The organism is Nocardia sp. NBC_00565 (genome assembly GCF_036345915.1).
In the GTDB taxonomy this organism is placed as follows: Bacteria; Actinomycetota; Actinomycetes; order Mycobacteriales; family Mycobacteriaceae; genus Nocardia.
The window spans coordinates 8,221,876-8,247,906 of record NZ_CP107785.1 but is presented as its reverse complement, the minus strand read 5'-3'; the positions used below and the strand labels follow the sequence as shown (position 1 = coordinate 8,247,906).

At 67.0% G+C, this 26,031-nt stretch carries 23 protein-coding genes and 1 tRNA gene; 14 read left to right on the top strand and 10 right to left on the bottom strand.

Going from position 1 to position 26,031, the window contains the following annotated elements; genetic code table 11:
* Positions 1-103 precede the first annotated feature (103 nt).
* The 7 genes from OG874_RS38040 (at position 104) to OG874_RS38010 (ending at position 7,125) form a co-directional block, all read left to right on the top strand.
* The gene (locus tag OG874_RS38040) at positions 104-1,657 is read left to right on the top strand and encodes a FadD3 family acyl-CoA ligase (protein ID WP_330251873.1); all 1,554 of its coding nucleotides are present in this window, start codon (positions 104-106) and stop codon (positions 1,655-1,657) included.
* The gene (locus OG874_RS38035) at positions 1,657-2,550 is read left to right on the top strand and encodes an enoyl-CoA hydratase (RefSeq protein ID WP_330251872.1); all 894 of its coding nucleotides are present in this window, start codon (positions 1,657-1,659) and stop codon (positions 2,548-2,550) included. Before OG874_RS38040 ends, OG874_RS38035 begins: the two co-directional genes overlap by 1 nt.
* Positions 2,550-3,692: an acyl-CoA dehydrogenase family protein gene (locus OG874_RS38030; protein WP_330251871.1), complete on the top strand. Its 1,143-nt coding sequence runs from the start codon at positions 2,550-2,552 to the stop codon at positions 3,690-3,692. Before OG874_RS38035 ends, OG874_RS38030 begins: the two co-directional genes overlap by 1 nt.
* Complete coding sequence (locus OG874_RS38025; protein ID WP_330251870.1) at positions 3,689-4,720, top strand: acyl-CoA dehydrogenase family protein; 1,032 nt, start codon at positions 3,689-3,691, stop codon at positions 4,718-4,720. Before OG874_RS38030 ends, OG874_RS38025 begins: the two co-directional genes overlap by 4 nt.
* Positions 4,717-5,766 carry an acyl-CoA dehydrogenase family protein gene (locus OG874_RS38020; RefSeq protein ID WP_330251869.1) on the top strand — a complete coding sequence of 350 codons (1,050 nt, stop codon included), beginning with the start codon at positions 4,717-4,719 and terminating at the stop codon, positions 5,764-5,766. The genes OG874_RS38025 and OG874_RS38020 overlap by 4 nt, the downstream gene beginning before the upstream one ends.
* A gap of 129 nt (positions 5,767-5,895) precedes the next feature.
* Complete coding sequence (locus tag OG874_RS38015) at positions 5,896-6,339, top strand: MarR family winged helix-turn-helix transcriptional regulator (protein ID WP_330251868.1); 444 nt, start codon at positions 5,896-5,898, stop codon at positions 6,337-6,339.
* 33 nt (positions 6,340-6,372) lie between these two features.
* Positions 6,373-7,125, top strand: a complete 753-nt coding sequence (locus OG874_RS38010; protein WP_330251867.1) for a DUF427 domain-containing protein — start codon at positions 6,373-6,375, stop codon at positions 7,123-7,125.
* Positions 7,126-7,150: 25 nt separating this feature from the next.
* On the opposite strand, the gene OG874_RS38005 is transcribed toward OG874_RS38010, so the two are convergent.
* Positions 7,151-8,071 (bottom strand): AraC family transcriptional regulator, encoded by a 921-nt coding sequence (locus tag OG874_RS38005; RefSeq protein WP_330251866.1) that lies wholly within the window; start codon positions 8,069-8,071, stop codon positions 7,151-7,153.
* A gap of 94 nt (positions 8,072-8,165) precedes the next feature.
* On the opposite strand from OG874_RS38005, the gene OG874_RS38000 reads away from it, so the two are divergent.
* Complete coding sequence (locus OG874_RS38000; RefSeq protein ID WP_330251865.1) at positions 8,166-9,212, top strand: saccharopine dehydrogenase NADP-binding domain-containing protein; 1,047 nt, start codon at positions 8,166-8,168, stop codon at positions 9,210-9,212.
* Between the two features lie 14 nt (positions 9,213-9,226).
* Here the strand turns inward: OG874_RS38000 and OG874_RS37995 are convergent.
* From OG874_RS37995 to OG874_RS37985, 3 genes are all read right to left on the bottom strand, one after another.
* Positions 9,227-9,300: transfer RNA gene (locus OG874_RS37995), tRNA-His, on the bottom strand.
* A 121-nt stretch (positions 9,301-9,421) separates the two neighbouring features.
* Positions 9,422-12,028 (bottom strand): helix-turn-helix transcriptional regulator, encoded by a 2,607-nt coding sequence (locus OG874_RS37990; protein WP_330251864.1) that lies wholly within the window; start codon positions 12,026-12,028, stop codon positions 9,422-9,424.
* Positions 12,029-12,102: 74 nt separating this feature from the next.
* Entirely contained in the window at positions 12,103-13,398 is a 1,296-nt protein-coding gene (locus tag OG874_RS37985; RefSeq protein WP_330251863.1) for an adenylosuccinate synthase, read from the bottom strand.
* A 474-nt stretch (positions 13,399-13,872) separates the two neighbouring features.
* Between OG874_RS37985 and OG874_RS37980 the strand changes: the two genes are divergently transcribed.
* Together OG874_RS37980 and OG874_RS37975 are read left to right on the top strand one after the other, a co-directional pair.
* Positions 13,873-14,538 carry a hypothetical protein gene (locus OG874_RS37980; protein WP_330251862.1) on the top strand — a complete coding sequence of 222 codons (666 nt, stop codon included), beginning with the start codon at positions 13,873-13,875 and terminating at the stop codon, positions 14,536-14,538.
* The gene (locus OG874_RS37975; RefSeq protein WP_330251861.1) at positions 14,535-15,320 is read left to right on the top strand and encodes a site-2 protease family protein; all 786 of its coding nucleotides are present in this window, start codon (positions 14,535-14,537) and stop codon (positions 15,318-15,320) included. The genes OG874_RS37980 and OG874_RS37975 overlap by 4 nt, the downstream gene beginning before the upstream one ends.
* Positions 15,321-15,617: 297 nt before the next feature.
* Here OG874_RS37975 and OG874_RS37970 read toward each other — a convergent pair whose 3' ends face one another.
* The 3 genes from OG874_RS37970 to OG874_RS37960 form a co-directional block, all read right to left on the bottom strand.
* On the bottom strand, positions 15,618-16,766 hold the full coding sequence (locus OG874_RS37970; protein ID WP_330251860.1) for an FUSC family protein: 1,149 nt from the start codon (positions 16,764-16,766) through the stop codon (positions 15,618-15,620).
* 7 nt (positions 16,767-16,773) lie between these two features.
* Positions 16,774-17,223 (bottom strand): DUF3151 domain-containing protein, encoded by a 450-nt coding sequence (locus OG874_RS37965; protein WP_330251859.1) that lies wholly within the window; start codon positions 17,221-17,223, stop codon positions 16,774-16,776.
* A gap of 184 nt (positions 17,224-17,407) precedes the next feature.
* A complete protein-coding gene (locus tag OG874_RS37960; RefSeq protein ID WP_330251858.1) occupies positions 17,408-18,169 on the bottom strand; it encodes a hypothetical protein in 762 nt (253 codons plus the stop codon).
* Positions 18,170-19,064: 895 nt separating this feature from the next.
* On the opposite strand from OG874_RS37960, the gene OG874_RS37955 reads away from it, so the two are divergent.
* Together OG874_RS37955 and OG874_RS37950 are read left to right on the top strand one after the other, a co-directional pair.
* The gene (locus tag OG874_RS37955) at positions 19,065-20,207 is read left to right on the top strand and encodes an Rv0361 family membrane protein (RefSeq protein ID WP_330251857.1); all 1,143 of its coding nucleotides are present in this window, start codon (positions 19,065-19,067) and stop codon (positions 20,205-20,207) included.
* A gap of 75 nt (positions 20,208-20,282) precedes the next feature.
* Positions 20,283-21,353, top strand: coding sequence for a fused (3R)-hydroxyacyl-ACP dehydratase subunits HadA/HadB (locus OG874_RS37950; RefSeq protein ID WP_330251856.1), 1,071 nt, complete (start codon positions 20,283-20,285; stop codon positions 21,351-21,353).
* 10 nt (positions 21,354-21,363) lie between these two features.
* On the opposite strand, the gene OG874_RS37945 is transcribed toward OG874_RS37950, so the two are convergent.
* Positions 21,364-22,809 (bottom strand): DUF4185 domain-containing protein, encoded by a 1,446-nt coding sequence (locus tag OG874_RS37945; protein WP_330251855.1) that lies wholly within the window; start codon positions 22,807-22,809, stop codon positions 21,364-21,366.
* Here OG874_RS37945 and OG874_RS44990 point away from each other — a divergent pair.
* The gene (locus tag OG874_RS44990; protein ID WP_442943470.1) at positions 22,693-22,992 is read left to right on the top strand and encodes an excalibur calcium-binding domain-containing protein; all 300 of its coding nucleotides are present in this window, start codon (positions 22,693-22,695) and stop codon (positions 22,990-22,992) included. The genes OG874_RS37945 and OG874_RS44990 overlap by 117 nt on opposite strands.
* A 43-nt stretch (positions 22,993-23,035) precedes the next feature.
* Entirely contained in the window at positions 23,036-23,368 is a 333-nt protein-coding gene (locus OG874_RS37940) for an excalibur calcium-binding domain-containing protein (RefSeq protein ID WP_330251854.1), read from the top strand.
* Here OG874_RS37940 and OG874_RS37935 read toward each other — a convergent pair whose 3' ends face one another.
* Positions 23,369-24,487 (bottom strand): BTAD domain-containing putative transcriptional regulator, encoded by a 1,119-nt coding sequence (locus OG874_RS37935; protein ID WP_330251853.1) that lies wholly within the window; start codon positions 24,485-24,487, stop codon positions 23,369-23,371.
* Between the two features lie 31 nt (positions 24,488-24,518).
* Positions 24,519-25,553, bottom strand: a complete 1,035-nt coding sequence (gene fbaA, locus OG874_RS37930; protein WP_330251852.1) for a class II fructose-bisphosphate aldolase — start codon at positions 25,551-25,553, stop codon at positions 24,519-24,521.
* Positions 25,554-26,031 lie beyond the last annotated feature (478 nt).

Sequence of the window (26,031 nt, the reverse complement as noted above, 5' to 3'; positions counted from 1 at the left end):
TAGGATAACCTACCAAGCACTTGCTTTGTTAGAGCGCGCCGAAAGATCGGCCCCTTTGATCGAGCACGAGCAGCGAAAACCCCCGCCGACGGTGAGGACAACCGTGACAACCCCTGCACAGACGACACCCATGGCACTGCACGACGCCGCGCGCACCTTCGGCGCAGCGCCCGCCCTCGGCGACGGCACGGTCCGACTGGACTGGACGCAGTTGCTGTCGGCAGTGCAGCAGGTGGCGCGGGCGCTGATCGCCCGTGGGGTGCGGTCGGGCGATCGGGTCGCCATGTGGGCGCCCAATACCCACCACTGGGTGATCGCCGCGTTGGGCGCGCACTATGCGGGGGCGGCGTTGGTTCCGCTCAACACGCGTTATGTCGCCGACGAGGCAGCCGATGTGCTGGCCCGAATCGACGCGAAGGCGCTGTTCATCGCGGGCACCTTCCTCGGCCGCGACCGGCTCGCCGAATTGCGCACCGCCGCACCGGATCTGCGCATCGACACGGTGGTCGTGATTCCGGTCGAATCGGATACCGAAACCACCGACGCGGACGCACTGAACTGGTCCCAATTGGCCGGTATCGCCGAAACCGTCTCCTTGGCGGCGGCGGTAGAACGCGCGGAATCGGTTGACCCCGAGGATATTTCCGACATCCTGTTCACCTCGGGCACTACCGGGCGCAGCAAGGGCACCTTGGTCGCGCACCGGCAGGCACTGTCGGTGGTGCGGGCCTGGGCCGAGTGCACCACGGTGCACAGCGACGATCGCTATCTGGTGATCAGCCCGTTCTTCCACAACTTCGGTTACAAGGCCGGAATCCTGGTATGTCTGGTGACCGGGGCGACGATCATTCCGCAGGTGGTGTTCGACGTGCCGACCGCCATGCGGCTGATCGGCGAAGAGAAGATCACCGTGCTCCCCGGGCCGCCCACCATCTACCAGACCATCCTCGACTTTCCGGACCGCGCCAAGTTCGATCTCAGCACGCTGCGGATCGCCGCGACCGGTGCGGCAACCGTGCCGGTGGTATTGATCGAGCGGATGCGCTCCGAACTCGAATTCGACATCGTCATCACGGCATATGGTCTTTCCGAGGCCGCCGGTTTCGGCACCATGTGCCGACCGGACGATGACGCCGAGACCATCGCGAATACCTGCGGACGCCCGATCGCCGACTTCGAACTGCGGCTCAGTGACGCGGGTGAGGTGCTGCTGCGCGGCCCGAATGTGATGCTCGGCTATCTCAATGATCCCGAAAGCACCGCGGAGACCATCGATGCCGATGGCTGGCTGCACACCGGGGATATCGGCACGATCGACGAGCGCGGCTATCTGAAGATCACCGACCGGCTCAAGGATATGTACATCTCCGGCGGATTCAATGTGTACCCGGCGGAGATCGAACAGGCACTCGCGCGGCTCGACGGTGTCGCGGAATCCGCGGTCATCGGCGTACCCGATACCCGAATGGGCGAGGTGGGCAAGGCCTACGTGGTGCGCAAACCGGGTTCGACGCTGACCGAGGACCAGGTATTGGCGCACGCGACAACGGTTCTCGCCAACTTCAAGGTCCCCCGGTTCATCGAATTCCGCGATCAGCTGCCCTACAGCGCGGCCGGGAAAGTGCTCAAGCGTCAACTACGTGAGGAGAAGTCGTAATGTCCGAGGAGAACGGTGTTCCTGATGAAGGAGATGTCGTCACCTATGAAAAGCGTGGTGCCGTCGCCGTTGTCACGCTGAACCGGCCGGACTACCGCAACGCGCAGAACTCGGTGATGACCTACGCCCTCGACGCGGCATTCGAGCGTGCCGTCGAGGACGCCGAGGTCAAGGTGATCGTGCTGGCGGGCAACGGCAAACACTTCAGCGCCGGGCACGATATCGGAACTCCGGGACGCGATCACCATGTGCGCTACCCGAACAAGGCAGCGCTGTGGTGGGACCATGTGGACCGGGTCGGTGGCGATCAACGCTTCGCCCGCGAGACCGAGGTGTACCTCGGCATGTGCCGGCGCTGGCGGGAAATCCCCAAGCCGACCATCGCCATGGTGCAGGGCGCGTGTATCGCGGGCGGGCTCATGCTGGCCTGGGTCTGTGATCTGATCATCGCCGCCGATGACGCGTTCTTCTCCGATCCCGTTGTCCGCATGGGTATTCCGGGTGTGGAGTACTTCGCGCATCCGTGGGTGATGGGGCCGCGCGCGGCCAAGGAGTTCCTGTTCACCGGGGACCGGTTCGACGCGGCGCAGGCCAAGGAGTGGGGCATGGTCAATCGGGTCGTGCCGCGCGACGAACTCGAGAACGAAACCCTCGCACTGGCCGAAAAGATCGCCACCATGCCGCAATTCGGGCTCGCACTGACCAAGAAGGCGGTCAACCAGGCCGAGGATCTGATGGGCATGCGCGCGGGTATGGATTCGGTGTTCGGCCTGCATCACTTCGCGCACGCGCACAATGCCGAGGTCGGTGCGGACCCGCTGGGCGGGATGAACGCCAAATCGATGAAGGCCAATGCGACACAGCCGAAGTCCGAGCAGAACGGGACAGCGTAGTGGATCTGGAGCTAGATCAGGCGACTCGGGAATTCCAGCAGGAGGTCCGGGATTTCCTCGCCGCCAACAAACCCGCCCAACCGCTGCCCTCGATGGATACCAAGGCCGGTTTCGAGGCGCATCGCGCATGGGAACGCACCCTCGCCGACGCGCGCCTTTCGGTCGTCTCCTGGCAGCGCGAGTACGGCGGCCGGGACGCCTCACTGCTGGAGTGGGTGCTCTTCGAGCAGGAGTACTACGCCGCCGGCGCGCCGGGGCGAGTCAGTCAGAACGGCATCTTCCTGTTGGCGCCAACACTTTTCGAGCACGGTACGCCCGAACAGCTGGATCGGATCATGCCGCGGATGGCGCGCGGTGACGATATCTGGGCGCAGGCCTGGTCCGAGCCGGAGGCGGGCAGCGATCTCGCCGGTATCCGCTCGACCGCGCGCCGCACCACCGGCGGCTGGCTGCTGAGCGGACAGAAGACCTGGAGTTCGCGAGCGTCGTTCGCGGACTGGGCATTCGGGCTGTTCCGCAGCGATCCCGAGGCCGAACGGCATCGCGGACTCACCTATGTGATGTTCCCGCTGTCGGCGGATGGTGTTTCGGTGCGGCCGATTCCGCAGTTGGACGGGGAACCCGGCTTCGCGGAGATCTTCCTCGACGACGTCTTCGTCCCGGATCGCGATGTGATCGGCGAGCCCGGTGCGGGCTGGCGAGTCGCGATGAGTACATCGAGCAATGAGCGCGGGCTGTCGCTGCGCAGCCCGGGCCGCTTCAGCGCGACCGCACAGCGGCTGATCGATCTGTGGCTCGACTCCAGCGATCGCACCAATACCGCACAGCGCGACGCGGTGGTGGACGCCTGGATCGGCAGCGAAGCGTATCGGCTGCACACCTTCGGCACGGTCACCCGGTTGAACGAGGGCGGCAAACTCGGCGCGGAATCGTCGATCACCAAGGTGTTCTGGTCCGAACTCGATATCGCCATGCACGAAACCGCGTTGGACGTGCTCGGCGGCGCCGCCGAACGGTCCGGGCCGTGGACCGACGGCTATCTCTTCTCGCTGTCCGGCCCGATCTACGCCGGTACCAACGAGATTCAGCGCAATATCATCGCCGAGCGGCTGCTCGGACTACCGAGAGGGAGCAGCCGATGAGATTCGCGCTCAGCCCGGAACAACTCGACTTCGGCACCAGCCTGCGCAAGCTGCTGGATGCCGGGCGGACACCTGCCGCGGTGCGCGCGTGGGCCACCGGCGATCCCCGGCCCGGCCGCGGACTCATCCGGCAGCTGGCCGGTGCGGGCGTGTTCGGCCTTGCCGTCGAGGAGCGTCACGGCGGCGTCGGCGCGGAGCCGATCGATCTGGTCGTCGCGTTCCAGGAGATCGGCCGGGCCGCCGCGCCCGGACCGCTGGTGGAGACGGCCGCCGCGATACCCGCACTGCTGCAAGCCCTTCCGGATACCGCGCTGGCCGCGCGTTGGCTGCCCGGTTTCGCGGACGGCGCGGCGCTGGGCACACTGGCGTTCGCCGCACCCGAGCACGGCAGGGTCGCGTTGGACGCGGATACCGCCGAGGTGGTGTTGATCGCGGACGGCAATAAGGTATGCACGGCGCATCGAGCGGGTCTGATGCGGTCGGTCGATCCGGCGCGGCGGCTGTTCGTTGTGGAAGCCGATGACGTGGTCGCCGAGGGCGATCAGGTGCCGGAAGCCGTTGCGGTCGCATTCGATACCGGGGCACTGGCGAATGCCGCACAGCTGCTCGGCGCGGGTCGGGCGCTATTGGCGGCCGCGACCGAATATGCCAAGCAACGCAAGCAGTTCGGCAAGCCGATCGGTGAATTCCAGGCCGTGAAGCAGAAGTTGGCCGATGTGCTGATCGGGCTGGATCTGGCGGAGCCGCTGCTCTACCGTGCGGCGCTCACCATGGGAGAGTCGACGCGCAGCCGCGATGTGTCGGCGGCTGTGATCGCCTGTGGTGACGCGGCGTATCGCGCGGCGCGGGCGGCGCTACAGGTGCACGGCGCGATCGGGTACACCGCCGAGTACGACCTGTCACTGTGGTTGACCAAGGTGACCGCACTCCGGTCGGCTTGGGGCACACCGGATCTGCACCGCTCGCGGATCGCTCGGGCGCTGCGCGACGAAGTGGTTCGGGAGCGTGCGTTGCGGGGTACCGCATGAATGAGCTGCAGGAGTTCACCGAGTCGGTGCGTGCGCTGCTCGGCAAGCATGCCGGGTCGGCCGCGGTCCGCGCCGGAATGGCGACAGAACTCGGCTACGACGAGAACCTGTGGCGGCTGCTGTGCGAGCAGATCGGTGTCGGCGCGCTGGCGATTCCGGAGGAATACGGCGGGTTCGGTGCGAGTCTGTTCGAATCGCTGCTGGTGGTAGGCGAATTGGGGCGCACGCTGGCCGGGGTGCCGATGCTCGGTTCGGCGGTGCTCGGTGCGCAGGCGGTGTTGCTGTCGGGCGACACCGAGGCGTGTGAGCGGCTGCTGCCCGAGGTTGCCGAAGGTACTCGCACGATCGCGGTGTGCTGGGCGGGGGCAGGCGGTTGGGATGAGCCCGGTGTGCACGCCGAGGACGGAACATTGTCCGGTACAGCGCATTACGTACTCGACGGGTTGAATGCCGACACTCTTGTCGTGGTTACCTCGATCGGACTGTTCGAAGTCGAGGCGGGTGCCGTCGGCGTGACCCGGCGCGCCGTCCCGACCATGGACCCGACCCGCAAGCTCGCCGAAGTCACCTTCGCCGCGGTGCCCGCGCGGCGGCTCGGTGCCGCGGATCCTGTGGTCATCACCGCGCGCCTGCATGAAATCGCTTGGGCGGCAGTGGCTGCCGAACAGGTGGGCGCGGCCGAGTACTGCCTGGAGATGACGGTCGAGTACACCAAATCCCGTGTGCAGTTCGGGCGGGCGATCGGCAGTTTTCAGGCGCTCAAGCACCGCATGGCGGATATGTATGTGCTGGTGGAATCGGCCAAATCCGCCTCGCGGGCGGCGACGGTCGCGGTGGCGGAGCAGAGCCCGTCGGCGGCGGAGGATGTCTGGGCGGCGCGGGTGCAGTGTTCGGAGGCGTTCACGACCATCGTCGCGGAGATGGTGCAGTTGCACGGCGGGATCGCCATTACCTGGGAACACGACGCGCATCTGTTCTTCAAACGGGCGCACGGCGATGCGCAGCTGTTCGGGCAACCACGCAGGCCACTGACTCAGCCCGCGTAGTCGTTATGCGCCCCGGTGGAGTCCCACTCCCCGGGGCGCTATCGTTTGCGCAGGTCGGTGCCGCATTATGACCTCCACGCCCGCACAGATAGTTAGCGTATGTAATAATATTCTGTGCAGCAGGCTCAGGTGGCAGATGACATCGTGGTCAACCTACTCGTCACCGCAGGTCGGCTGACCCGGCTGGCCGGGGTGATCAGCGGTGACGACCTACCACGCGCGGTGATGCGAGCACTTGCGGTGCTCGACGAACACGGTGCCGTGCGGGTCAGCGAATTCGCCCGTATCGATCGATGTTCCCAACCGGCGGCAACGGCGCTGATCGGTAAGCTCGTCGCGGATGGTTTCGCTGCCCGGCACAAGGACCCGGATGATTCCCGGGCCGTCGTCGTCGAGCTCACCCCGGCCGGACGTACCCGATTGACCGAGGCGCGCCGCGCCTTCGGCGAGGCGATGGCGCCCGGGCTGGCCGCTTTCGATATCGATCGGCTGGCTCGCCTGGAGACCGATATGAAGGAACTGCTGGAAGCCCTGAAGAATTCGTTACCGAAGCACCTGCCGTCGGGGCGGTAGTCGAGTAACCGAGCCGGAGTACGGTCGGAGAGTATGACTGATGACATGCGCGGTCGGGTCAAGGTAGCGACCAGCCAGAAGCGCGTCCGGGTCTATCTAGGCGGCCAACTGGTCGCCGATACCGCCCGGCCGGTCCTGGTGTGGGAGAGCCCGCACTACCCGACCTACTATCTGCCGGTCGCGGATCTGCACGCGAAGCTCGAGCCGAACGGCACCAGCAAGAATTCCCCCAGCCGCGGCACGGCCACCGGATACGACGTGGTTGTCGACGGCGCCACCGCGGCGGGCGCGGCACTGCGCTATCACGACTCCCCGCTGCCCGAGCTGAACGAGCTCGTGCGGCTGGAGTGGAATGCCATGGACGAGTGGTTCGAGGAGGACGAGCCGGTCTACGTGCACGCCCGCGACCCGTATTCCCGGGTCGACATCCTCGCCAGCTCCCGCCACGTCCGCGTGGAAATCGACGGCACCACTGTCGCCGACTCCCACTCACCCCGCATCCTGTTCGAAACCGGCCTCCCCGCACGGTATTATCTGCCGCTGCCCGACGTCCGATTGGACCTGCTGAAGCCGTCGCCGACGCACACCAGCTGCCCCTACAAGGGCACCGCCGACTACTGGACCGTCCACATCGCCGACCACGAATATCCGGACTACGTGTGGGGCTACCGGACGCCGCTGCCCGAGAGCCAAAAAATCGCCGGACTGGTCTGCTTCTACAACGAAAAAGTCGACATCTACCTCGACGGCGACCTACAGGAACGTCCGAAGACGCCCTTCAGCTGAGGTGCTCGACGATTGCGATCGAGGGTCATACCGCGACCAGGGGTGGTTTGTCTTCGGCGCGGCGGTATTGGCCTGGAGCCAGCCCGTATTCGCGTTTGAACGCCTTGGCGAAGGCGAATTCGGAGGCGTAGCCGACCTTCCGGGCCACCGTGCCGAGGGAGCCGTCGGTGTCGCGCAGGAGACGGGCCGCGGTGAGCATGCGCCAGCGGGTGACATAGGCCAAGGGCGGTTCGCCGACGGTGGCGGTGAAGCGACGGGCCAGGGTGGCGCGGGAGACGCCGGCGATATCGCTGAGGTCGGGGACGGTCCAGGTGCGGGCCGGCTCTTCGTGTACGGCGCGCAGGGCGGCGGCGACCGCCGGGTCGGCGAAGGCGCCGGCCCAGCCGGTGGCCGGTTCATCGGCGGCTTGTTCGTCGAACCAGGCGCGCAGGATGAACAGGAGCAGAGTCTCCAGGATGGCGGGGACGGCGGCATCGCTGCCCTGTTTCGGTTCGGCGACCTCGGCGGCGAGCAGGTCGACGGCGGCGCGCAAGGACGGGTGGCGGCCGGGACGTGCCGGGAGATGGATGAATTCGGGGAGTTCGTCGAGCAGTGGATGGCTGCGCTGTCTGCCGAGTTCGTATGCGCCACAAAGCAATACGGCGCGTGCGCCGGGGCCGGTGAGCTCGCGCGGCTCACCTGGCTTGGCCTGTTCGGTGACCGGGCTGTCGAGGCGGTCGACCAGATCGTGGTCGGCGCCGCGCGGCATGAACAAGACGTCGCCGACGCCGAGGGCGATCGGTTCGCCGCCGGGCGGCACCACCCAGCATGAACCCTGTAGCACCACATGGAAACCCGCGCCCGGTACGACCGGGTAGGCGCGTCCCCATGGTGCGTGCCGGATGAACAGGCCGGAGGTCGGGTTGCCCGTGCGGATTGCCGCGATGGTTTCGCTGAGAATGTCCACCCGTTAACCATACGCTCCCTGATGAGCGTTTCAGACATCTGATCGAGTTGTTCAGCCATTCATATACTCATTTGTCGCCCATAGTGTCGTATCCATGACAACGACGAAAGACACCGTCACAATCGCCATCTACGGCGCCACCGGCGTCACGGGTGGCCACCTCCTCACCGAACTGAACCGTCGCGGCATAACGCCGATCCTGGTGGGCCGCAACGCCGATCGGCTGCATACCGCCGCGGCGGCCGCGGGCATCCCCGACGCGGAGATCCGGCTTGCCGACCTCGATGACCACCAAGCCCTGGTCGCCGCGTTCACCGGTGCCGACGCGGTGATCAGCAGCCTGCCCGCCTACGTGAGCTTCGGCGAGGCGGTGGTCGCCGCCGCGATCGACGCGGGTGCGCACTACACCGATATGTCCGGTGAGCAGCTGTTCATCAAACGTGTTTTCGACGAGTACGCGGCGCGCGCCGAGGCGGCCGGAGTGACGGCGGTCCCCGGCATCACCAACAGCAATATCCCGGGCGACCTGCTCGGCCACCTGACCGCCCAACGCCTCACCGGCCCGGTGGAGATCTCGATCAGCCTGCACGGCACGAGCGAAGGCCACGGATCCAAGGGCAGCGCACGGACGGTGCTGGCGAGCCTCGACTGGTTCCGCAGCGGCGGTTGGCATTACCAGGAAGGCGAGTTGCGCACCGGCACGACCACACGGCATGCCGAGATGACCTTCCCCGGCGACACCGAACCCACTGCCGTGTCGAAGTTTCCGCAGCCGCCGGTGCTCACCCTCCCCCGGCACACGAACGTCTCCTATGTCGAGGGCGTTCTGGAGACCGCCTTCCACAGCCAACTGTCGAGCTTCACCGCCGAGATCGTCGAATCACTGCCCGAGGAACCGACTCCGGGACTGACCTACGATCTGGTGGTCGACTCCTATGCGGCGGACGGCAATACGGTGCGCGGCGTGGTGAGCGGCCGCGACGCCTACGTCGACTCCGCACTCATGGCCGTGGAAGTCGCCGCCCGGCTCACCAACGGCAGCGCCGCCCCCGGCGTCCTGGCCCCCGCCGAAGCCTTCGACCCCACCGACTTCCTGAACTCCCTCAGCCAATTCGGCATCACCTGGCGCATCACCCGATAACCCCACCGCCCGAGGGTGAGTGACCGGATTCGAACCGGCGACCTCCTGGACCACAACCAGGCGCTCTAACCACCTGAGCTACACCCACCACGCATGCTTCGAAACCGAAGGTAGCGCGCCGGACTCGCCCCAGTCATCCGAATTTCGGCAGCGCGGATTTCAACGGGTGGCGCCTGCCATGCCGCCCAGGACGCCACCGGAGGAGGCGGTCAGCTGGGTGCGGAAGACTCGCCGCGCATGAGTGCGCCGAGGGACTCGCGGTCGGTTACGTCCATTTTGATGCAGGCGCGGTAGAGGTGGCCTTCCACCGTACGGACCGAGACGGTGAGGCGGTCGGCGATTTGGCGGTTGGACAGGCCTGCGGCAACGAGATTCGCGATTTCGCGTTCACGCGAAGTGAGCGGCAGGGGTTGGGCGGCTTGGCGAAGGGCGGGGGTGCTCGCGCCGCCGCAGGCCGCGGCCAGGCGGTTCGCGGCGGCGGCGGATTCCAGGAGGCGGCGGCGGTCCCCGGCTCGTTCGTGGGCCGATGCGGCTTGGGCGGCGGCGTCGGCGGCCGAGAGCAGGGCGCCGATCTGCTCGAATTCGGCTGCGGCCTTATCGAGTCCGGGTCCGTCGTGGGCGGCCAGTGCCACCGCGTGTCGGGCCTGGACCTGCACCAGGGCGCCATCGACCCGGGCGGCCAGATCCGCGAGTCGACCGGCCGCGGAGTGGTCGCCGAAGCGCGCGGCCGCGTGCAATGCCATGGCCTCGATGGCGTGCTGATGGGAGCGGGCCGCCGCGTCGGCGGCGCTCATGGCCAGTCGGATGGCGGGGGTGACGGTGCCTTCCGCGGCGGCGACGCACGCGCGGGCGATCTCCAACTGCGGGTCGTAAACCGCGCTGTGCCTGCCACCGCGCGCACTCGCCTCGGCGACGGATTCGGCAGCCTCCGGCGCCCGGCCGAGTGCCGAATACGCTTCGGCCATCCGGATTCTCGCCGGTATATGCCAGGCCGCGGCCCCTTCGGCGGTAAGCGCCGCCACCGCCTGCTCGAGATGTTCGATCCCGTCGAGGAAGCGGCCCTGCGCCACGTCGACGGTGCCCTGCAGGATCTTCGACATGCCCCAGGCCAGGTACTGGCCCGGCGAGGAGTAGCCGAAATACCCTGAGGCACAACGGCGTGCGGCCTCGAGATCACCGGTCAAGGTCAGCGCGAGCACCTCGGCATGGGTCGAGATGAACCGGTTGAGCCCGTCGATATGCGACTCCACCTGGTGCCCGCGGGCCGCGTACTGCCGCGCCGCCTCACCCTTGCCCATCAACGCCAGCGCCAAGCCACCGCCGAACGAGGCCCACCACACCGCCCATGGCGGCGCGCCTTTGGTCTCCATCACCGCCTCGGCTCCGGAAAACGCGTCCTCGAGCCGGTTTTCGTTGACCGCACAGGCCGAGGCCAGCCCCTCGAAGGTGGCCACGATCTTGGGGTGCTGCACCTTGCTCCGCAGCATCGCGAGCACCTCGTCGGCGCGTTCGGCGTCGCCCATGGCCCAGAACAGATTCGAGACCCGGGTGCTGCCCCAGTTGGCCAGCTGCACCTCGGTCATCTGATCCGGATCAAAGCTGGCCAGGGTGCGTTCGGCCTCGATGCGATGGCCCTGCCAGAGCAATGCACGCGCCAGCAGGTCCGCGGACTCCACCCCGCCGCGACGTTCCACCGCGGCCCTGGCGAAGCGCTCGCCGAGCGGCAGATTGGCCAGCCCGATGGCATCCGCGGCGGCCGCCTCGAAGAGTTCGAGATCGGCGGATTTATCGCTGTCCAAAGCCAATTCGGCCAGCCGGATGCGGTCCAGCGCGGAATTGATCGGCCGTTCCCTGAGCGAAGAGTAGAGCCGACCGCGCAGTCGCCGCGCCGAGGCGATGCCGAGTCTGCGCCGGATCACCTCGCCGAACAGCGGATGGTTGTAGCGCACGATCAACTGGTGTGAATTCTCGACGACCCGGATGAGGCCGCGGGTTTCGGCGGCCTCGACGGCTTCCTCGCCCGCCAGTTCGGCCAGTACGTCCAGGTCGATCGGTTCGCAGAAGGTGAGCAGTTCGAGCACCCGCAGCACCGATTCGGGCAGCTGCTCGACCCGATCCTCCAGCAGCGCGGCCAATTCCGAGGTCACCGCGGCCCGGCCGCGCAACTGCCAGACGCCGTTCACCTGGCGCAGCGAGCCCGCCTCCAGCGCGCCCTCCACCAAATGCCTGAGGAACAGCGCATTTCCGCCGGACGACTCCCACATCAGGTTGGCGGTGAAGCCTTCCAGCTGTCCACCGAGCATCTGCTCCACCAGATCTACGCTCTGGCGCTCCGAGAACGGGTTGAGATCGATGCGCAGCAGGTGGCCGTCTTTCCACAGCGAGGTGACCGCGTCGGGCACCTGCACCCCGCTGCGCACGGTCGCGACGATATGCGCGGCCTTGTCGATGGCCAACTGCAACAACAGCGTCGCGGAGAGTTGGTCGAGCAGATGCGCATCGTCGACGCCGATGATCGCGTGCCCGTCGGCGAGCAGTGCTTCGCGCGCGGCGGACATGAAGGTCACCGGATCGTGCGCCGTATAGACGCCGACCATATGCGCGAACACGCCCAGCGGGATGCTGCGGGCCGATTCCGTGCCCGCCACCCACCTGATATTGCCGCCGACAGCGGCGGTCGCATGTCTGGCCAGCGTCGTCTTTCCGACACCGGCGTCCCCGGTCAGTACCGCACCAACGTGTTCAGTACCAGTGAGGGCCGCGCGGATCGCTTCGAACTCGGTTTCGCGCTCGATCATCGGCCAGTTCCGAGCCATAGCACTTACTGTAGTTCGTCACGGATCATGATCGAAGACAACGAACGATGAACGGCGACAGCGGGTCCGCCTGGTCAGCCCTGCCCGAGCACGTCGTGGCGGACAATCGTCTGATCACGGCCCGGTCCGACGCCGATGCAGGAAATCCGCGCGCCGGACAACTCCTCCAGGCGCAAAACGTATGCCTGCGCGTTGGCGGGCAATTCCTCGAACGTCTTGACCTGCGAGATGTCCTCCCACCAGCCGGGCATCTCCTCGTAAATCGGCTTGGCATGGTGGAATTCGGTCTGGGTGGTCGGCATCTGCTCGACCCGCTTGCCATCGATCTCGTAGGCGATGCAGATCGGCACCCGGTCCAGGCTCGACAGCACGTCGAGTTTGGTGAGGAAGTAGTCGGTGATGCCGTTGACCCGGGTCGCGTAGCGCGCGATGACCGCGTCGAACCAGCCGCAGCGGCGGGCCCGGCCGGTGGTCACGCCGACCTCGCCGCCCTGCTTGGCCAGGAATTCACCGAAGTTGTCGAACAATTCGGTCGGGAACGGGCCCGAGCCGACGCGCGTGGTGTAGCACTTCAGGATGCCGAGCACCGTATTGATCTTGTTGGGCCCGACGCCTGCACCGACCGCCGCACCACCCGAGGTCGGATTGGACGAGGTCACATACGGATAGGTGCCGTGGTCCACATCGAGCAGGGTGCCCTGCGAGCCCTCCAGCAGCACGGTTTCCCCGCGCTCCAAGGCCAGGTTCAGCTCCAGTCGGGTATCGGCGATGCGGTGTTTGAAGCTGTCCGCCTGGCCGAGCACCTCGTCTACCACCTGCTGCGGGTCCAGCGCACGGCGGTTGTAGATCTTCACAAGCACCTGGTTCTTGAACTCCAGGGCCGCCTCGACCTTCTGCGTGAGGATCTTCTCGTCGAGCACATCGGCGACCCGCACGCCCACCCGCGCGACCTTGTCCTGGTAGCACGGGCCGATACCGCGACCGGTGGTGCCGATCTTCTTGTTGCCGAGAAAGCGTTCAGTGACCTTATCGATGGCCACGTGGTACGGCATGATCAAGTGCGCGTCGGCCGAGAGCAGCAGACCCGAGGTGTCGACGCCGCGCTCCTCCAGTCCGGCCAGCTCCGCCAGCAGCACGCCGGGGTCGACCACGACACCGTTGCCGATGACATTCGTCACGCCGGGGGTGAGGATGCCGGAGGGGATCAGATGCAATGCGAACTTGTCGCCGTTGGGTAGCACGACCGTGTGACCGGCGTTGTTTCCGCCTTGGTACCGGACGACCCATTGCAATCTGCCACCGAGCAGATCGGTTGCTTTGCCCTTACCCTCGTCGCCCCATTGGGCGCCGATCAGGACGATTGCCGGCATGGTCGTATCTCCTACGGTTCGACGCGCAACACCCCGGGGGATGGCAGCCGACGGAGCCGGCGGGGCGGGTAAGCACCAGTGTTGCAGCTACCTGCCGTAATGAGGCGGTGGCCGGAAGCACAGTCTACCCAACGCCCAACCACGTCCTGGCGTCCGTCTGGTTCGCAAGCGAGTGCTGCTACTTACGGACCACGGAGCGAGTCTTACGAGCGACCCATTCGCGGCCCGTCTCGCGTCCGAGTCGTCGAAGCGCATGCGCCGCAGGCGCGAGTCTCGACGGCACCGCTTGCGACTGCTTGCAGGTCGCTCGAAAGGGTCGGACGCGAGACATCCGGGGGCCGCGAACACGCCGCGCCCGCGCGGCCAAAAACACAGCTATGGTTGCGTGGCACAGCGGACCAGCAGCGGGTTCGGCTGAAAGTTGCGAGGGTGGCCGACGGGTTGTCGGCTGAACCGAGGAGGGTGTACGGCAGTTTGAGTACCCACGTTCTCCGCTGCGACGGCGCACCGGTACCCATCGCCCTCGCCGCGCTGCCGGTATCGCAGACGACCGCCATCCCCGAGAACACTGTGATCGATGAGCTGTTGCCCGTCCTGGCCGCCGACAGCCTGCCCCGGCTGATCGTGCTCGGCGACGACGCCGCCCTGGCATCGGTGCTGACTCATCTGATGCGGACCGAACGACTGCAGGTGGAAATCGGCTACGTGCCCGTCGACAAGACCTACGGTTCCCGCGCCTACCAGCTCGGCACCGGTAACGCCGCCGCCAAGCGGGCGTTGGAGGGCCGGGCCACCGAGACCCCACTGATCCGCGACGACACCGGCACAGTGCTGGTCGGGCGGGCGGTGATCACCGGCCCCGGCGGCGAGAAGCTCGAAGGCGAGGCCTACGTGGATGACACCCAGCTGTTCTCCGGCAAGGTCAATGCCATGCTCGTATCCCCGACGCTGGAGCTGCCGGGCGTGCGGGCGAGCGTGCGGCGGAAGGGCTTCTTGCGCAAGCGTCGCTGGATAGCGGGCCGGGCGGCGCAGCTCGGCACGCCGGGTGCGGTGGTGACCAGGGACGGCATCGCCAACGATCGGATCCTGCCGCGGTCCTCGTTCTATCGGCATCACGAAAACTGGTTCTTGGCGCGATGACGATTCCGTTTCCTGGTCGCCGCGCCGCACTCGGGGCCGTGTGGCCGAGTCCGATATTCCTGCTGGTCATCGCGATAGCCGCGGTCGGCGGGGTACTCGCCTGGGATGCCGACGTGCAGTCGACGCGGGCGAAGTTCGGAGTTTTCCTGCTGGTCGTCTTCGGCTGGATCGTCACGCTGTGCCTGCACGAGTTCGCACATGCGTTCACGGCATGGCGGGCGGGTGATCGCGAGGTGGAGTTGCGGGGTTATCTCACGCTGAATCCGCTGAAATACAGTCATCCGCTGCTGTCGATCGTGTTGCCGATGGTGTTCATCGCGCTCGGCGGTATCGGGTTGCCGGGCGGCGCGGTGTACGTGCACACGCATAACGTCAGCCCGCGCATGCAACGGATCATCAGTGGTGCGGGACCCGCGGTGAATGCGGTATGCGCGGTGCTGCTGTTGTTGGTCGTGCGGTTCTTCGGCAGCGATACCTCGCATCGCGCGTTCTGGTATGGCCTGAGCTTTCTGGCGTTTCTGCAAATCACCGCAACGCTTTTGAACATTCTGCCGGTGCCCGGGTTGGACGGATACGGCGTGCTCGAGCCGTCGCTGGGTTATCAGACCCGGCGTGCGCTCGACCAGTTCAAACCGTTCGGCATGCTGATCCTGTTCGCGCTGCTGTTCACGCCATCGATCAACCAGATCTTCTTCGACGCGGTCTACTCGCTGTACGAACTGTCCGGGGTCGACGCGGATTGGTCGCGGTACGGCAGCTGGCTGACGCGGTTCTGGACCTGAGCTCAACCTATTCCGGTCGCCCGGCCCGATCTCCGGACCGGGCGACCTCTTCGCTCGACCGCGTTGCGCCCTGACCCGCCCGGCCACCACACCAAAATGGCCGGTAGGGCGTTTCGCCGTCGTGCGAAGCGTCCGACCGCATTACCCCTCGTAAATTGCGGTGCCTGTCGAGGCTATGACCGGGCCGAGGCGCGAACACGAGTAGCGGACTACGCGAAGATCAACCATCGGAAGCTCAGGGTTGTGACAGTGCCCGCACACCGGTGTGAAATGTCCGAAATCCGCTGAGTAGTCAGCTCATTCCGCGGGCGGTACGTGCGGGTGCGGGACGGTTGGGGGCAACAGTGCCATCGCGGATATGCGCTGCATACCGCAGACCTGCAGGAGATCGACCAGCATCGAGCGGGTCTGCGCGAAGACCACATGCGCCGAAAGTCCCGCACCGTCAACGAGTTCCGGTCGCGCGTCCTTGGCGACGCCGCGCAATACCCTGGCGGCCTCGGCCTGATCGGGCTGCTGGCCGGGATCGGCGAGCATCATTCGGCGCACCACCTCGACGGCTTGGGCGAGGCGTTCCAGCTCGTCGATCAGTCGCGGGTCGAGGATTTCGTCGTCCTGCACCAGCGTGAGGGAACGGCGCAGCAGCACCCTGGTATTGCGGACGGCGTTGTCGAGTGGGTCGGCGGTTGCGCGGATACGGTCCAGGCGCTGGCGCGAATTCCAGTAGAGCGGGGAGATCCGGCTGATCTCGCGGCCGCCGTCGAGTGTGGAGCGCAGACCGTCGATCTGCGGCTGGGTCGCGCGCGCGGCGGTCAAGCCGAGGCGGATCTTCTCCGGGTCCTGTTCGAGGAGTCCGTCGGCGCACTCGTGCAGCGATTTGGCCATCACCGCAAGGACTTCCGCCGCTTGTTCGCGAGCCCGGCGCACCGGATGCAGCGGTATCGAGGCGACGACGACCACACCGACCAGACCGCCGACGAGCGCGTCGATCATGCGCGAGAAGCCGCCGCCCGCCGAGGGCGGCAGCAGGGTGGCGACCAGTACGGCCGAACCGGCGGCCTGCATGGTGATGATCGAGCCGCCGTCGAGGAAGACCGCGAGTGCCATGGCCACCGCGACCACGAAGGCGATCTGCCAGACGCCGGTGCCCGCTCGGGTGATGAACAGATCACCGATGCCGATGCCGACCGCGACGCCGACCACCAACTCCACCGACCGGCGCAGCCGAGCGCCGAACGAGATACCGATCGAGACCACGGCTGCGGTCGGAGCGAAGAAAGGTTGGGTATGCCCGATTATTTTGTGCGCGATGAACCAGGCCAGCGCCGCGCCCACCGCGCATTGCAGAATCGGCAGCGCCGAGAGCCGCAACCGCGCCCACGAGCTGCGCAGCTTCTCGATGCTGCTGTCGCGGGCAACGCCGACCGGGGAGTTCGGATCGATCAACTACGGCTCAGTCGAGGCCGAGCTCGGATGCCGCGCGGGGATCGCAGTCTTCCAACAGATCCAGGCAACGTGCATACTCTTCGGTTTCGCCGACGGCCCTGGCCGCACGGGCGAGCGCGCCGACACTGCGCAGGAAACCACGGTTGGGCTCATGGCTCCACGGCACCGGCCCGAAGCCCTTCCACCCGTTGCGCCGCAACAGATCCAGGCCGCGGTGGTAGCCGGTGCGCGCGAACGCGTAGGCGGCGACGATGTCATGGTTGACCACCTGCGTATCGCCTTCGGCCCCGCCGCGCTCCAACGCGGCCTCCGCGAGGTAGGCCCACGCGATCGAAGCCGCCGGATGCGCAGCCGCGACCTGCACCGGATCGGCCTTGTCGAGCAGCGCCGCCTCGGCGTCGGAGTCTTCGGGCAGGAGTACCGGTTGCGGTCCGAGCAAGTCACCGAACGAGGTCATGCGGTTCATTGTGCACTGCGCGCGCGAGCCGCGCTGACGCCCGTGTTCCACCCACTGGGTACCGAGCGTCCACGACGGTGGCCGGGGCCGCCGGAGCACGAGGGCCGGGGAATACTCCCAGTTGACCGATTTGCTGGTTAGGCTGGCCGTCGAGTTCACACTGTTGCGGCTGAGCGAGGGGTAGTTAGGTGTCCGACCCGAACGACGAGAAGAACCCGGCGCGGGATTCCGGCCGCCCCGCGGCGACCCCGCGCCCCGGCACCCCCGCGAACCGGACCCCCGCACCGGACCCCAACGCGTCCGCGAAGCCCGGTGCCGGCGCGGCTGCCGCGCCGACTCGGCCCATCCCAGCTTCGGCGGCAAAGCAGCCGTCGACCGGTGCGGCGCAGACGAGTAGCCAGAGTGCGGCGACCGGGGATATCGCAGCGCTCGGCAAACCCGCCGAAGCCGCTGGCCATCGGCCGACACCTGCGGCTTCCGGTCGATCCAGCGATGTGAAATCAACGGCTTCGGCAGACGCGTCGAACAAGACTGCTGGCGCCGGCCGACGTGACGATGCCACGGACCGATCCGCCGCTGGTTCCGCGAAACCGGCCGCCGGCGGCGGTTCCGCTCCGAATGGACCTATCGGCACGAGGCCGAATTCCGAAGCACGGACCACAGCGATCCCACGCGGTGTCGCCGAGGACAAAGACGGCAATGGCCAATCGGCTCCCGGCGCCGCATCCGGTGCGGCTGTCGGCAAGGCAACGCCACCCGCTGGCGGCTCCACCAGGCCGACAAACATCCCGGCCGGACCCGATGCGCCGACCGCCGCGATGAAACGGGACGATCGCACGACCCGATCCACCAGCAGCCCGGCGACACCTGCCGCCCCGAGCGCGGCGGCATCAGGCGCGGTTCCGGGCAAGGCGACACCGCCTGCCAGCAGGTCCACCGCCGACAAGCCGACGAACCTCGCCAGCGGACCCGATGCGCCGACCGCCGCGATCGAACAAGGCGGTCCAGCGGTTCGATCCGCAAGCGGCCCGGCGGCGCCCACCGCCTCGGGTGGTTCCACGTCCGATCAATCCGACGCCGCAGCCCGATCCGAGGCCGGTGCGACAGACCGCAAGTCCGCCGCATCCGCACCACCCAGCGGACCCGCCGCGAAATCCGGACCGGCCGCTTCCGCACAGCCCAGTGGCGCTGCGACTCCCCCGAAAGGTCCGGCGGTACCGTCCAACGAACGCGCCGCGCAGTCCGGCGATTCTGCTGCTCCTTCCGTTGGACCCGCCGGTCGAGCCGTCGGTGCCGCAGCCGCCGCTCGCGCGGCGCAGTCCGGCCCGGCCACTTCATCCACCGGACCATCAGACGGACGCACCGCCCAATCCGCAAGACCATCCGGCGCACCCACCACCCCATCGACAGGACCAACGGGGGGACCCGCCACCCGATCCACGGGACCGTCAAGCGGACCCGACACCCAAGCCACCACGCCATCCCGCGGACCCACCACCCCATCGACAGGACCGACGGGGGGACCCGCCACCCGATCGGGACCGTCAAGCGGACCCGACACCCGAGCCACCGCGCCATCCGGCGGATCCGCGACCCCATCGACAGGACCGTCAAGCGGACCCGCAACCCCATCCGCAGGGCCGACAGGTGGGGCCGCCACCCGAGCCACCGAACCGTCTGGCGAACCCGCCCAAGCGACCGGACCATCCGGCGCACCCACCACCCCATCCGCAGGACCAACGGGTGGACCCGCCATCCGAGCCGCTGGATCCGCGAGTTCATCGGGTGAACCCGTACGGCCCTCCGGTACTGCTGCCGCAGGGTCTGACGCGGAGACCACGGTGATCCGGCGGGATTCGGGCGCGAGCAAGGCCGCGGCACCGGTCGACGAAAATGGTGGCCAGGTCGGGGATGCTGCGGCGGATGTCGCCGGGGCGGATGCGGCCACCATGGTGATGCGGCGGGTGGACCCGGCGAACAAGCCGTCGGCGGCCGCGACTTCGGATGCCGGGGCCGGCAACACGAAACGTCGGGATGAGCCGGAGCTGGCCGGGGCCGATGACAAGACCGTCGCGATGCCGGTGGTCTCGAAGGCGGACCTCGACAAACTCGATGCCGACAAAACGATGGCGTTGCCGATTCAGAAGCCGGTCGACAAGGACGCCACGCAACGGATGCGGACCGATGCCGGGGCGAAGCCCGCAGGCACCGACCGGGTCGTACCGCCCGCGGCGGGACCCGCGCCGATCACCAAACCACCGAGTACACCGCGTCCGGCGTCGGGGCCGAAACAGGCTGGGGCACAAGGACCTGCGCAGACCGGGCCCGGACTCGAGGAGACCGCGCCGTCCGCAGCGCGCCCGTCGACTCGGCCACGTCAGGTGGCGTCGGCGCCCTCACCCGCGGATATGCAGCAGACAACGCCCGCACAGCCGGTCCCGGGTTCGCGGCCGCCGCAGCCACGGGTGATCGCGCAGCCACAGCGGATCACCCCGCCCGGCATGCAACCACCGGCCACCGCCGAGGCACCGGCCGGGCGGTCGAAACGCGGGTTGTACACGCTGCTCGGGGCGGCCGCCCTGGTGGTCGTCGCCGTGGTCGGACTGGCGGTCGTGCTGATCGGGAATCGGGGCGACAACTCCCCGGACGCCAAGGTGCGCGCCAGCATCACCGACTACACCGCGGCGCTGAAGTCCGGCGATCTCGCGGCGCTGCGCAAAACCACATGCGGTCCACTGCACGATTTCTATCAGGGCATCCCCGCGGACCAGTTCGCGAGCGTGCACCAGCTGTCGATGGACCGGAAGAACATTCCGGTGGTGGCCGGCGTCGATGCGATCAAGATCACAGACAAGACCGCGATCGCGCAGGCCACCGTCTATACCGACGCGGATCCGACGAAGCGCTCGGCCCGAACCTTCGATCTGGAGCGGACCGACGACGGCTGGAAGGTGTGCGATCCGCCGTCCGTCGGCACCCCGTAGGCACGGGGTTGTGCGGTAGCGATCGTCACACTTACCTGGTCAACAGACCGGTTCGCCAGTAGCATGGCCCGGATCATGGTCAGGGAACAGACAATAGCGCAGCCGGAAACCGAAGTAGTTGTGCAGCAAGCCACACTGGCGGGACGCCGGTTCCGGATACGCGACCATTACGCGGTCGGCCGGGAGAAGGTCCGTGAGTTCGCGCGCGCCACCCAGAGTCGGCACGGCGCACATCATTTCGAACCGGACGCCCGCAAGCTCGGCTACGACGGCATCGTCGCGCCGCCAACCTTCGCCTCGGTGATCGGCATCAGTGCGACCCGGGCCCTGCTGGATTCGGTGCTCTCGCACTACGACATGTCCCAGATCCTGCAGACCGACCAGGTCTTCGAGCTGACCCGGCCGATCGTCGCGGGCGATCGGCTCACCACCGAGATCGCGATCGAATCGATCCGGCAGTTCGGCGACAACGACTTCATCCTGGTGACGTTCTCGCTGATCAATCAGCACGGGGAAATCGTGCAGTCGGGTTCGACCACCATCGTGGCGCGCCGCGGAGTCGAGATCGACCCCAGTATCACCGACACCGTCGAGAACATCATGATGCACACGCGCCCGGTCACCGTCGGTGATATCGCCGACCCCGCCGGCGGCCCACTGGTCGCCCTGGCCGCGGACGGCCCGCCCGGCGGACGGCCCGCGGCGTCGAACGAGATCGTGCACACACTCCCCGACTTCGACCGGCTATCCGCCGGCGAGCCGATCCCGGCCGCGACCGCGCAGGTGACGCGCGGCGATCTGGCCAACTACGCGGGAGTTTCGGGCGATCACAACCCGATTCACTTCAGCGACCGCGCGGCCGAACTGGCCGGACTGCCGTCGGTGGTGGCGCACGGGATGCTGACCATGAGCCTGGCCGGTGGCTATCTGACCTCCTGGCTCGGCGATCCGACGGCCATCGAGAAGTTCAGCGTGCGGTTCTCCGGATTCGTTCCGGTCACCCCCGAGGCCCCGAGCACCGTCGAGTTCAGCGGGAAGATCAAGTCACTGAATCCGCACAGGCGGAGCGCGACGGTCGTGCTCGCGGGCAGTTCGCAAGGCCGCAAACTCTTCGGCCGGGCCATCGCCGAGGTTCGATTCGCCTAGCGGCGCACCCTCATTCGAGAGTCGCACGCATCAGGTACACGTTGTAGTCGCTCCAGGTCGAGATAGTGAAGTACAGGTTCGAGCCCGCGGACCAGGGGTGGATGAATCCCCCGTACAGCTCGGGGTAATCGCGCACCGTCACCGTCGGTGCGCCGTCGGACCATACGCCCTGCGGTGAATCCGATTCGCGGACAACCAGAGCCGCCTTGGCGGTATCCAAATAGCTCATCTGCCAGACGTTTCGAGCGGCGTCGAAGCGCACCGACAGCTCACCGGCCGGCGCGTCGACGATCGGGCTCGCGGAGCCGAATCCGCCTACCGGAGTCCAGTTTCCGTCCCGCCAGTACTGGTAGGCCGTGGTGTTGAGCAACTGATCCTTGGGCACTCTGGCCAGCCCTACCGCACCCAACCGGGTATTCGGCGTGCCGAACATGTAGACGTAGTCGCCCTGCGGAACCATCGCGCTCACTTGGAAATTGGCGAGTCCGAAGATGTTGTCCCAGCGCGCGTAGGGATCCTTGGTCCAGCTCTGACCATGGTCATCGGAGTAGGCGATGCCGCCGTAGTTCGTGAAGAAGGTGCCGGGAATGCTGTTCCACGTGCGAATCGACATGTAGCTCAGGTACTGCCGGTCACCGAGTGCGAAACCGGAGGTCGGAATCGTGGTGACCTCGACATTGTCGATTTTGCGGCTGGAGAGCACTTCCGCGGCGTGGCAACGGTCGTCGGTCACCATCCGGTCGTAGGTCATCCCGTCGGCGAGATCCCGATCGGTGCTGAAGGCGAGCACATTGCTGCGCCAGTCCATCCCCAACCCGCCCGGCGGGTGGAAACCGCGCCCGATGGTGTCGCCGAAGGCGGTCGCGATCTCGCCCGGCGCGCTCTCCCACATGATGCCCAGGTCGGTACCGTCCACCTGCCAGCGCTTATCGGTGCGATTGACCGAATTCGCGCCGGTCTGCTTGGCCACCTCGGTGACCGCGCCGATCCGCGGCTGCGCCCGGGCCGGTGACTGCGCGGCCGGCTCGGTCGGCGGATCCACGCGCGGCGGGGGCGGCGGCACCTGACCGGGATCCGGTCCCGGCCCCGGGATCCCGAGGTGGAAGGGTTTGGGGCTCAACAGGATTTCCGGAATGCCGAGTCGATTCGCGAGACTCGGCGGCGGCGTCGGGACGTCGGTGAGATCCGGGCAGGGATTTGCGCACGGATCCGTCGGCAGCTCCATCTGCGTCCGGGTCGGCGCGGGCTCGACCCGATCCGGCGGCAACACGGTGATCACCGGATACGGAACCGGCACCTCGAGTATCTTGGGTACGAGCCCTTCGTGCACGGCCGCCGGATCGGTCATACACGGGCCGGCACCCGACACATCCGCGCCGGCGGGTCGCCCCTCATACGACATCGCCCCCGCCGCGCACACGACAGCACCCAGCACAGCCATCAACCGCCGAGCCATCGGCAACCCCTCGACTCTCGCAGGACACCCACCAGCGACCGACCCTACCTGCTTTGCCCGTTTCGTCTCGCCCGACTTGCGCACCGATGGCAAACCATCCACGAGCCGAACCCCGCTCTACCGCGGTCAGCCGGATACGCCTCGCACCTCGATCGAGACAACGACGGAATCGCCTGCGAATGAAGCGGACTGACATGAACGCCGACTGCGGAGCAGGATGGATGACGTGAACACTGCACTGATGTACCGCCGTATCGTGCCCGCGATCGGTGCTGCCTGTCTCGCGGTCGGCGGCTTCGCCGTCACGGCGCCGACTGCCGTCGCCGATTCACCCACCATCTCCGCCACCGCAGGCCCGGACGGTTCGTTGCCGATTCCGAGCTATCGCCCGGGACCCAAGGGCTCGAATGTGCCGCCGCCGCAGGAGTCCGAGGAGAAGTCGACGAAGACCTACACCGACTGCGATCAGGTGCGCGCCGAGGGCAAGATCCTGTATCGCGGGCAGCCCGGGTACAACGCGTACCTCGATCCCGATGGGGACGGGATCGCCTGCAACTGACTACTGAATCGCCTGGAACACCAGTACTGTCGCGCCGACGCGGATGGTGTCGCCGTCGGCGAGCAGGGCTCCGCTCTCGATCGCCTCGTCGTTGACGTACACGCCGTTGGCCGAATGCAGATCCTTGATCAGCAGTCCGGCCCGGCTCGGCATGATGTGCGCGTGGTAGCGACTGGCCTTCGGGTCGTCGAGTACCAGATCGTTATCGGTCATCCGGCCGATGCGCATACCGCCCTGTGCGATTGCCAGGACCCGGCCATCGGGCATGCGCAACTGTCCGCTGCGGACCGCCCGCGGCATTTCGGTGACGGTCTCGGTCATCGCCGCGGCCAGCCGCTCGGTGCGCTTGAGCTCCATCGTGCTCAGCGGTTCCTGGCGCAGCACCCGCTGTTCGAGATCGACCAGTACCGGGCCGGGATCGATACCGAGCTCCTCCGCGAGCACCGTGCGCACCCGACGGCACGCGTCCAGCGCATCGGCCTGACGGCCGGACAGGTACAGCGCGGTGATCAGCTGACCCCACAGCGGCTCGCGCAGCGGATGTTCGTTGGTCATCGAGACCAGCTCACCGATCACCGATGCGGCACGCCCGCAGGCGATTTCGGCATCGATGCGGGCGGCGGCGGCCTGCAGCCGCTCCTCGTCCATCGCGGTGGCGAAACCATCGGCGAACTGCAACCCGGCCAGATCGGCCAGTGCCCGACCGCTCCACTCGCGCAACGCATTTCCGTACAACTGCGCCGCGCCCGCATTGTCGCCGACCTCGGCGCAGCGCGCGCCGGCCTCCCTGGCCGCCTCGAAGCGGCCGAGATCGCAGGCGTCCTCCGGGATTTCGAGCCGATAGCCGGATGATTCGGTGCGCAGCACCATGGCCGGATCGACACCCGAATTACGCAGTGCCTTACGGATATTCGAGACGAATACCTGCAGGCTGGCGGCGTAGGAATCGGGCGGATCCTCGTTCCACACCATATCGGCCAGGGCAACCGAAGCCACCGCGCGCCGTCGGTTGACGGTCAACGCGGCGAGCAAGGCTCGCGGCTTGGGCCCGCCGACCGCTACCGGCTCACCACCGACTAGCAATCGCACGGGCCCGAGCACGCGCACATCCAGACTCATGTGCTCAAAGCCCCCGAAAAGGGTAAGAGGGTCAGGCGCTGATCGAGCGTCCTGCGGACTTCAGATCATTGCACGCCTCGACGACACGCGCCGCCATGGCGGCCTCGCCCTTCTTCAGGTAGCCGCGCGGATCGTAGGTCTTCTTATTGCCGACCTCGCCGTCGATCTTGAGCACACCGTCGTAATTGGTGAACATGTGACCGGCGATCGGCCGGGTGAACGCGTACTGGGTGTCGGTGTCGACGTTCATCTTCACCACACCGAACCGCAGCGAATCCTCGATCTCGGACTTCAGCGAGCCCGAACCGCCGTGGAAGACGAAATCGAACGGCTGCGCGTCGGCCGCGAGGCCCAACTTCGCGGCGGCCACCCGCTGGCCCTCGGCCAGCACGTCGGGCTTGAGCACCACATTGCCCGGCTTGTACACGCCGTGCACATTGCCGAAGGTCGCGGCGAGCAGGTACTTGCCGTTCTCGCCCGCGCCGAGCGCGTCGATGGTCTTCTGGAAGTCCTCGGGCGAGGTGTAGAGCTTCTCGTTGATCTCGGCCTCGACGCCGTCCTCTTCGCCGCCGACGACGCCGATCTCCACCTCGAGGATGATGTTCGCGGCGTTGGTCGCCTTGAGCAGCTCCTTGGCGATCTCCAGGTTCTCATCGATCGGGATCGCGGAGCCGTCCCACATATGCGACTGGAACAGCGGGTTCTGTCCGGCGTTCACCCGCTCCTGGGAGATGGCGATCAGCGGGCGCACGAAAGTGTCCAGCTTGTCCTTGGGGCAGTGGTCGGTGTGCAGCGCGATGGTCACGTCGTAGCGCGCGGCGATCACATGCGCGAACTCGGCCAGCGCGGTCGCGCCGACGACCATATCCTTCACGCCCAGGCCCGAGCCGAATTCCGCACCACCGGTGGAGAACTGGATGATGCCATCGCTGCCCGCGTCGGCGAAGCCCTTGATGGCCGCGTTGACGGTTTCCGAGGAGGTGCAGTTGATGGCCGGGAAGGCAAAGGAGTTCGCTTTGGCCCGACCGAGCATCTCGGCGTAGACCTCCGGAGTCGCGATGGGCACAGTGAGACCTCCGTGTTGTGCGGCAAAAGACAATTCTGTCAGCACTCAGAGTAAGCCAGCCCACTTTGGCGTCGGTTGACGGGCAGCAGATGGGTTCGTTCTTACCCGACCCACGGAGCAAGCCTTACGAGCGAGGAGTTCGCGTCCCTACAAGACCACCACCGAGCGAGTCTTACGAGCAACCGTTCGCGTCCCTACAAGACCACCACCGAGCGAGTCTTACGAGCGACCGTTCGCGGCCCGTCTCGCGTCCGAGCCGTCGAAGCGCATGCGACGCAGTCGCGAGTCTCGACGGCTCGGACGCGAGACATCCGGGGCCGCGAACACGCGCCGCCGAAGGCGGCGCAATCCAACACAGCCTTTCTCAGGCGAACCCGGTACTGTTGGCCGCGTAATTGCGCTGGCAGCTTCCGATGCGGTGGCAAGCAATGTAGGCCAGCCGTACCCCGGACAGGAGGCCGCGTGATTCTGCTGGCAG

What these genes read in the sequence shown, in the direction of transcription:
- OG874_RS38035 (WP_330251872.1), top strand. Translation starts at nt 1,657, where the DNA reads ATGTCCGAGGAGAACGGTGTTCCTGATGAAGGAGATGTCGTCACCTAT.
- OG874_RS38025 (WP_330251870.1), top strand. Translation starts at nt 3,689, where the DNA reads ATGAGATTCGCGCTCAGCCCGGAACAACTCGACTTCGGCACCAGCCTG.
- OG874_RS38020 (WP_330251869.1), top strand. Translation starts at nt 4,717, where the DNA reads ATGAATGAGCTGCAGGAGTTCACCGAGTCGGTGCGTGCGCTGCTCGGC.
- OG874_RS38010 (WP_330251867.1), top strand. Translation starts at nt 6,373, where the DNA reads ATGACTGATGACATGCGCGGTCGGGTCAAGGTAGCGACCAGCCAGAAG.
- OG874_RS38000 (WP_330251865.1), top strand. Translation starts at nt 8,166, where the DNA reads ATGACAACGACGAAAGACACCGTCACAATCGCCATCTACGGCGCCACC.
- OG874_RS37990 (WP_330251864.1), bottom strand. Translation starts at nt 12,028, where the DNA reads ATGGCTCGGAACTGGCCGATGATCGAGCGCGAAACCGAGTTCGAAGCG.
- OG874_RS37985 (WP_330251863.1), bottom strand. Translation starts at nt 13,398, where the DNA reads ATGCCGGCAATCGTCCTGATCGGCGCCCAATGGGGCGACGAGGGTAAG.
- OG874_RS37975 (WP_330251861.1), top strand. Translation starts at nt 14,535, where the DNA reads ATGACGATTCCGTTTCCTGGTCGCCGCGCCGCACTCGGGGCCGTGTGG.
- OG874_RS37965 (WP_330251859.1), bottom strand. Translation starts at nt 17,223, where the DNA reads ATGACCTCGTTCGGTGACTTGCTCGGACCGCAACCGGTACTCCTGCCC.
- OG874_RS37950 (WP_330251856.1), top strand. Translation starts at nt 20,283, where the DNA reads ATGGTCAGGGAACAGACAATAGCGCAGCCGGAAACCGAAGTAGTTGTG.
- OG874_RS37945 (WP_330251855.1), bottom strand. Translation starts at nt 22,809, where the DNA reads ATGGCTCGGCGGTTGATGGCTGTGCTGGGTGCTGTCGTGTGCGCGGCG.
- OG874_RS37935 (WP_330251853.1), bottom strand. Translation starts at nt 24,487, where the DNA reads ATGAGTCTGGATGTGCGCGTGCTCGGGCCCGTGCGATTGCTAGTCGGT.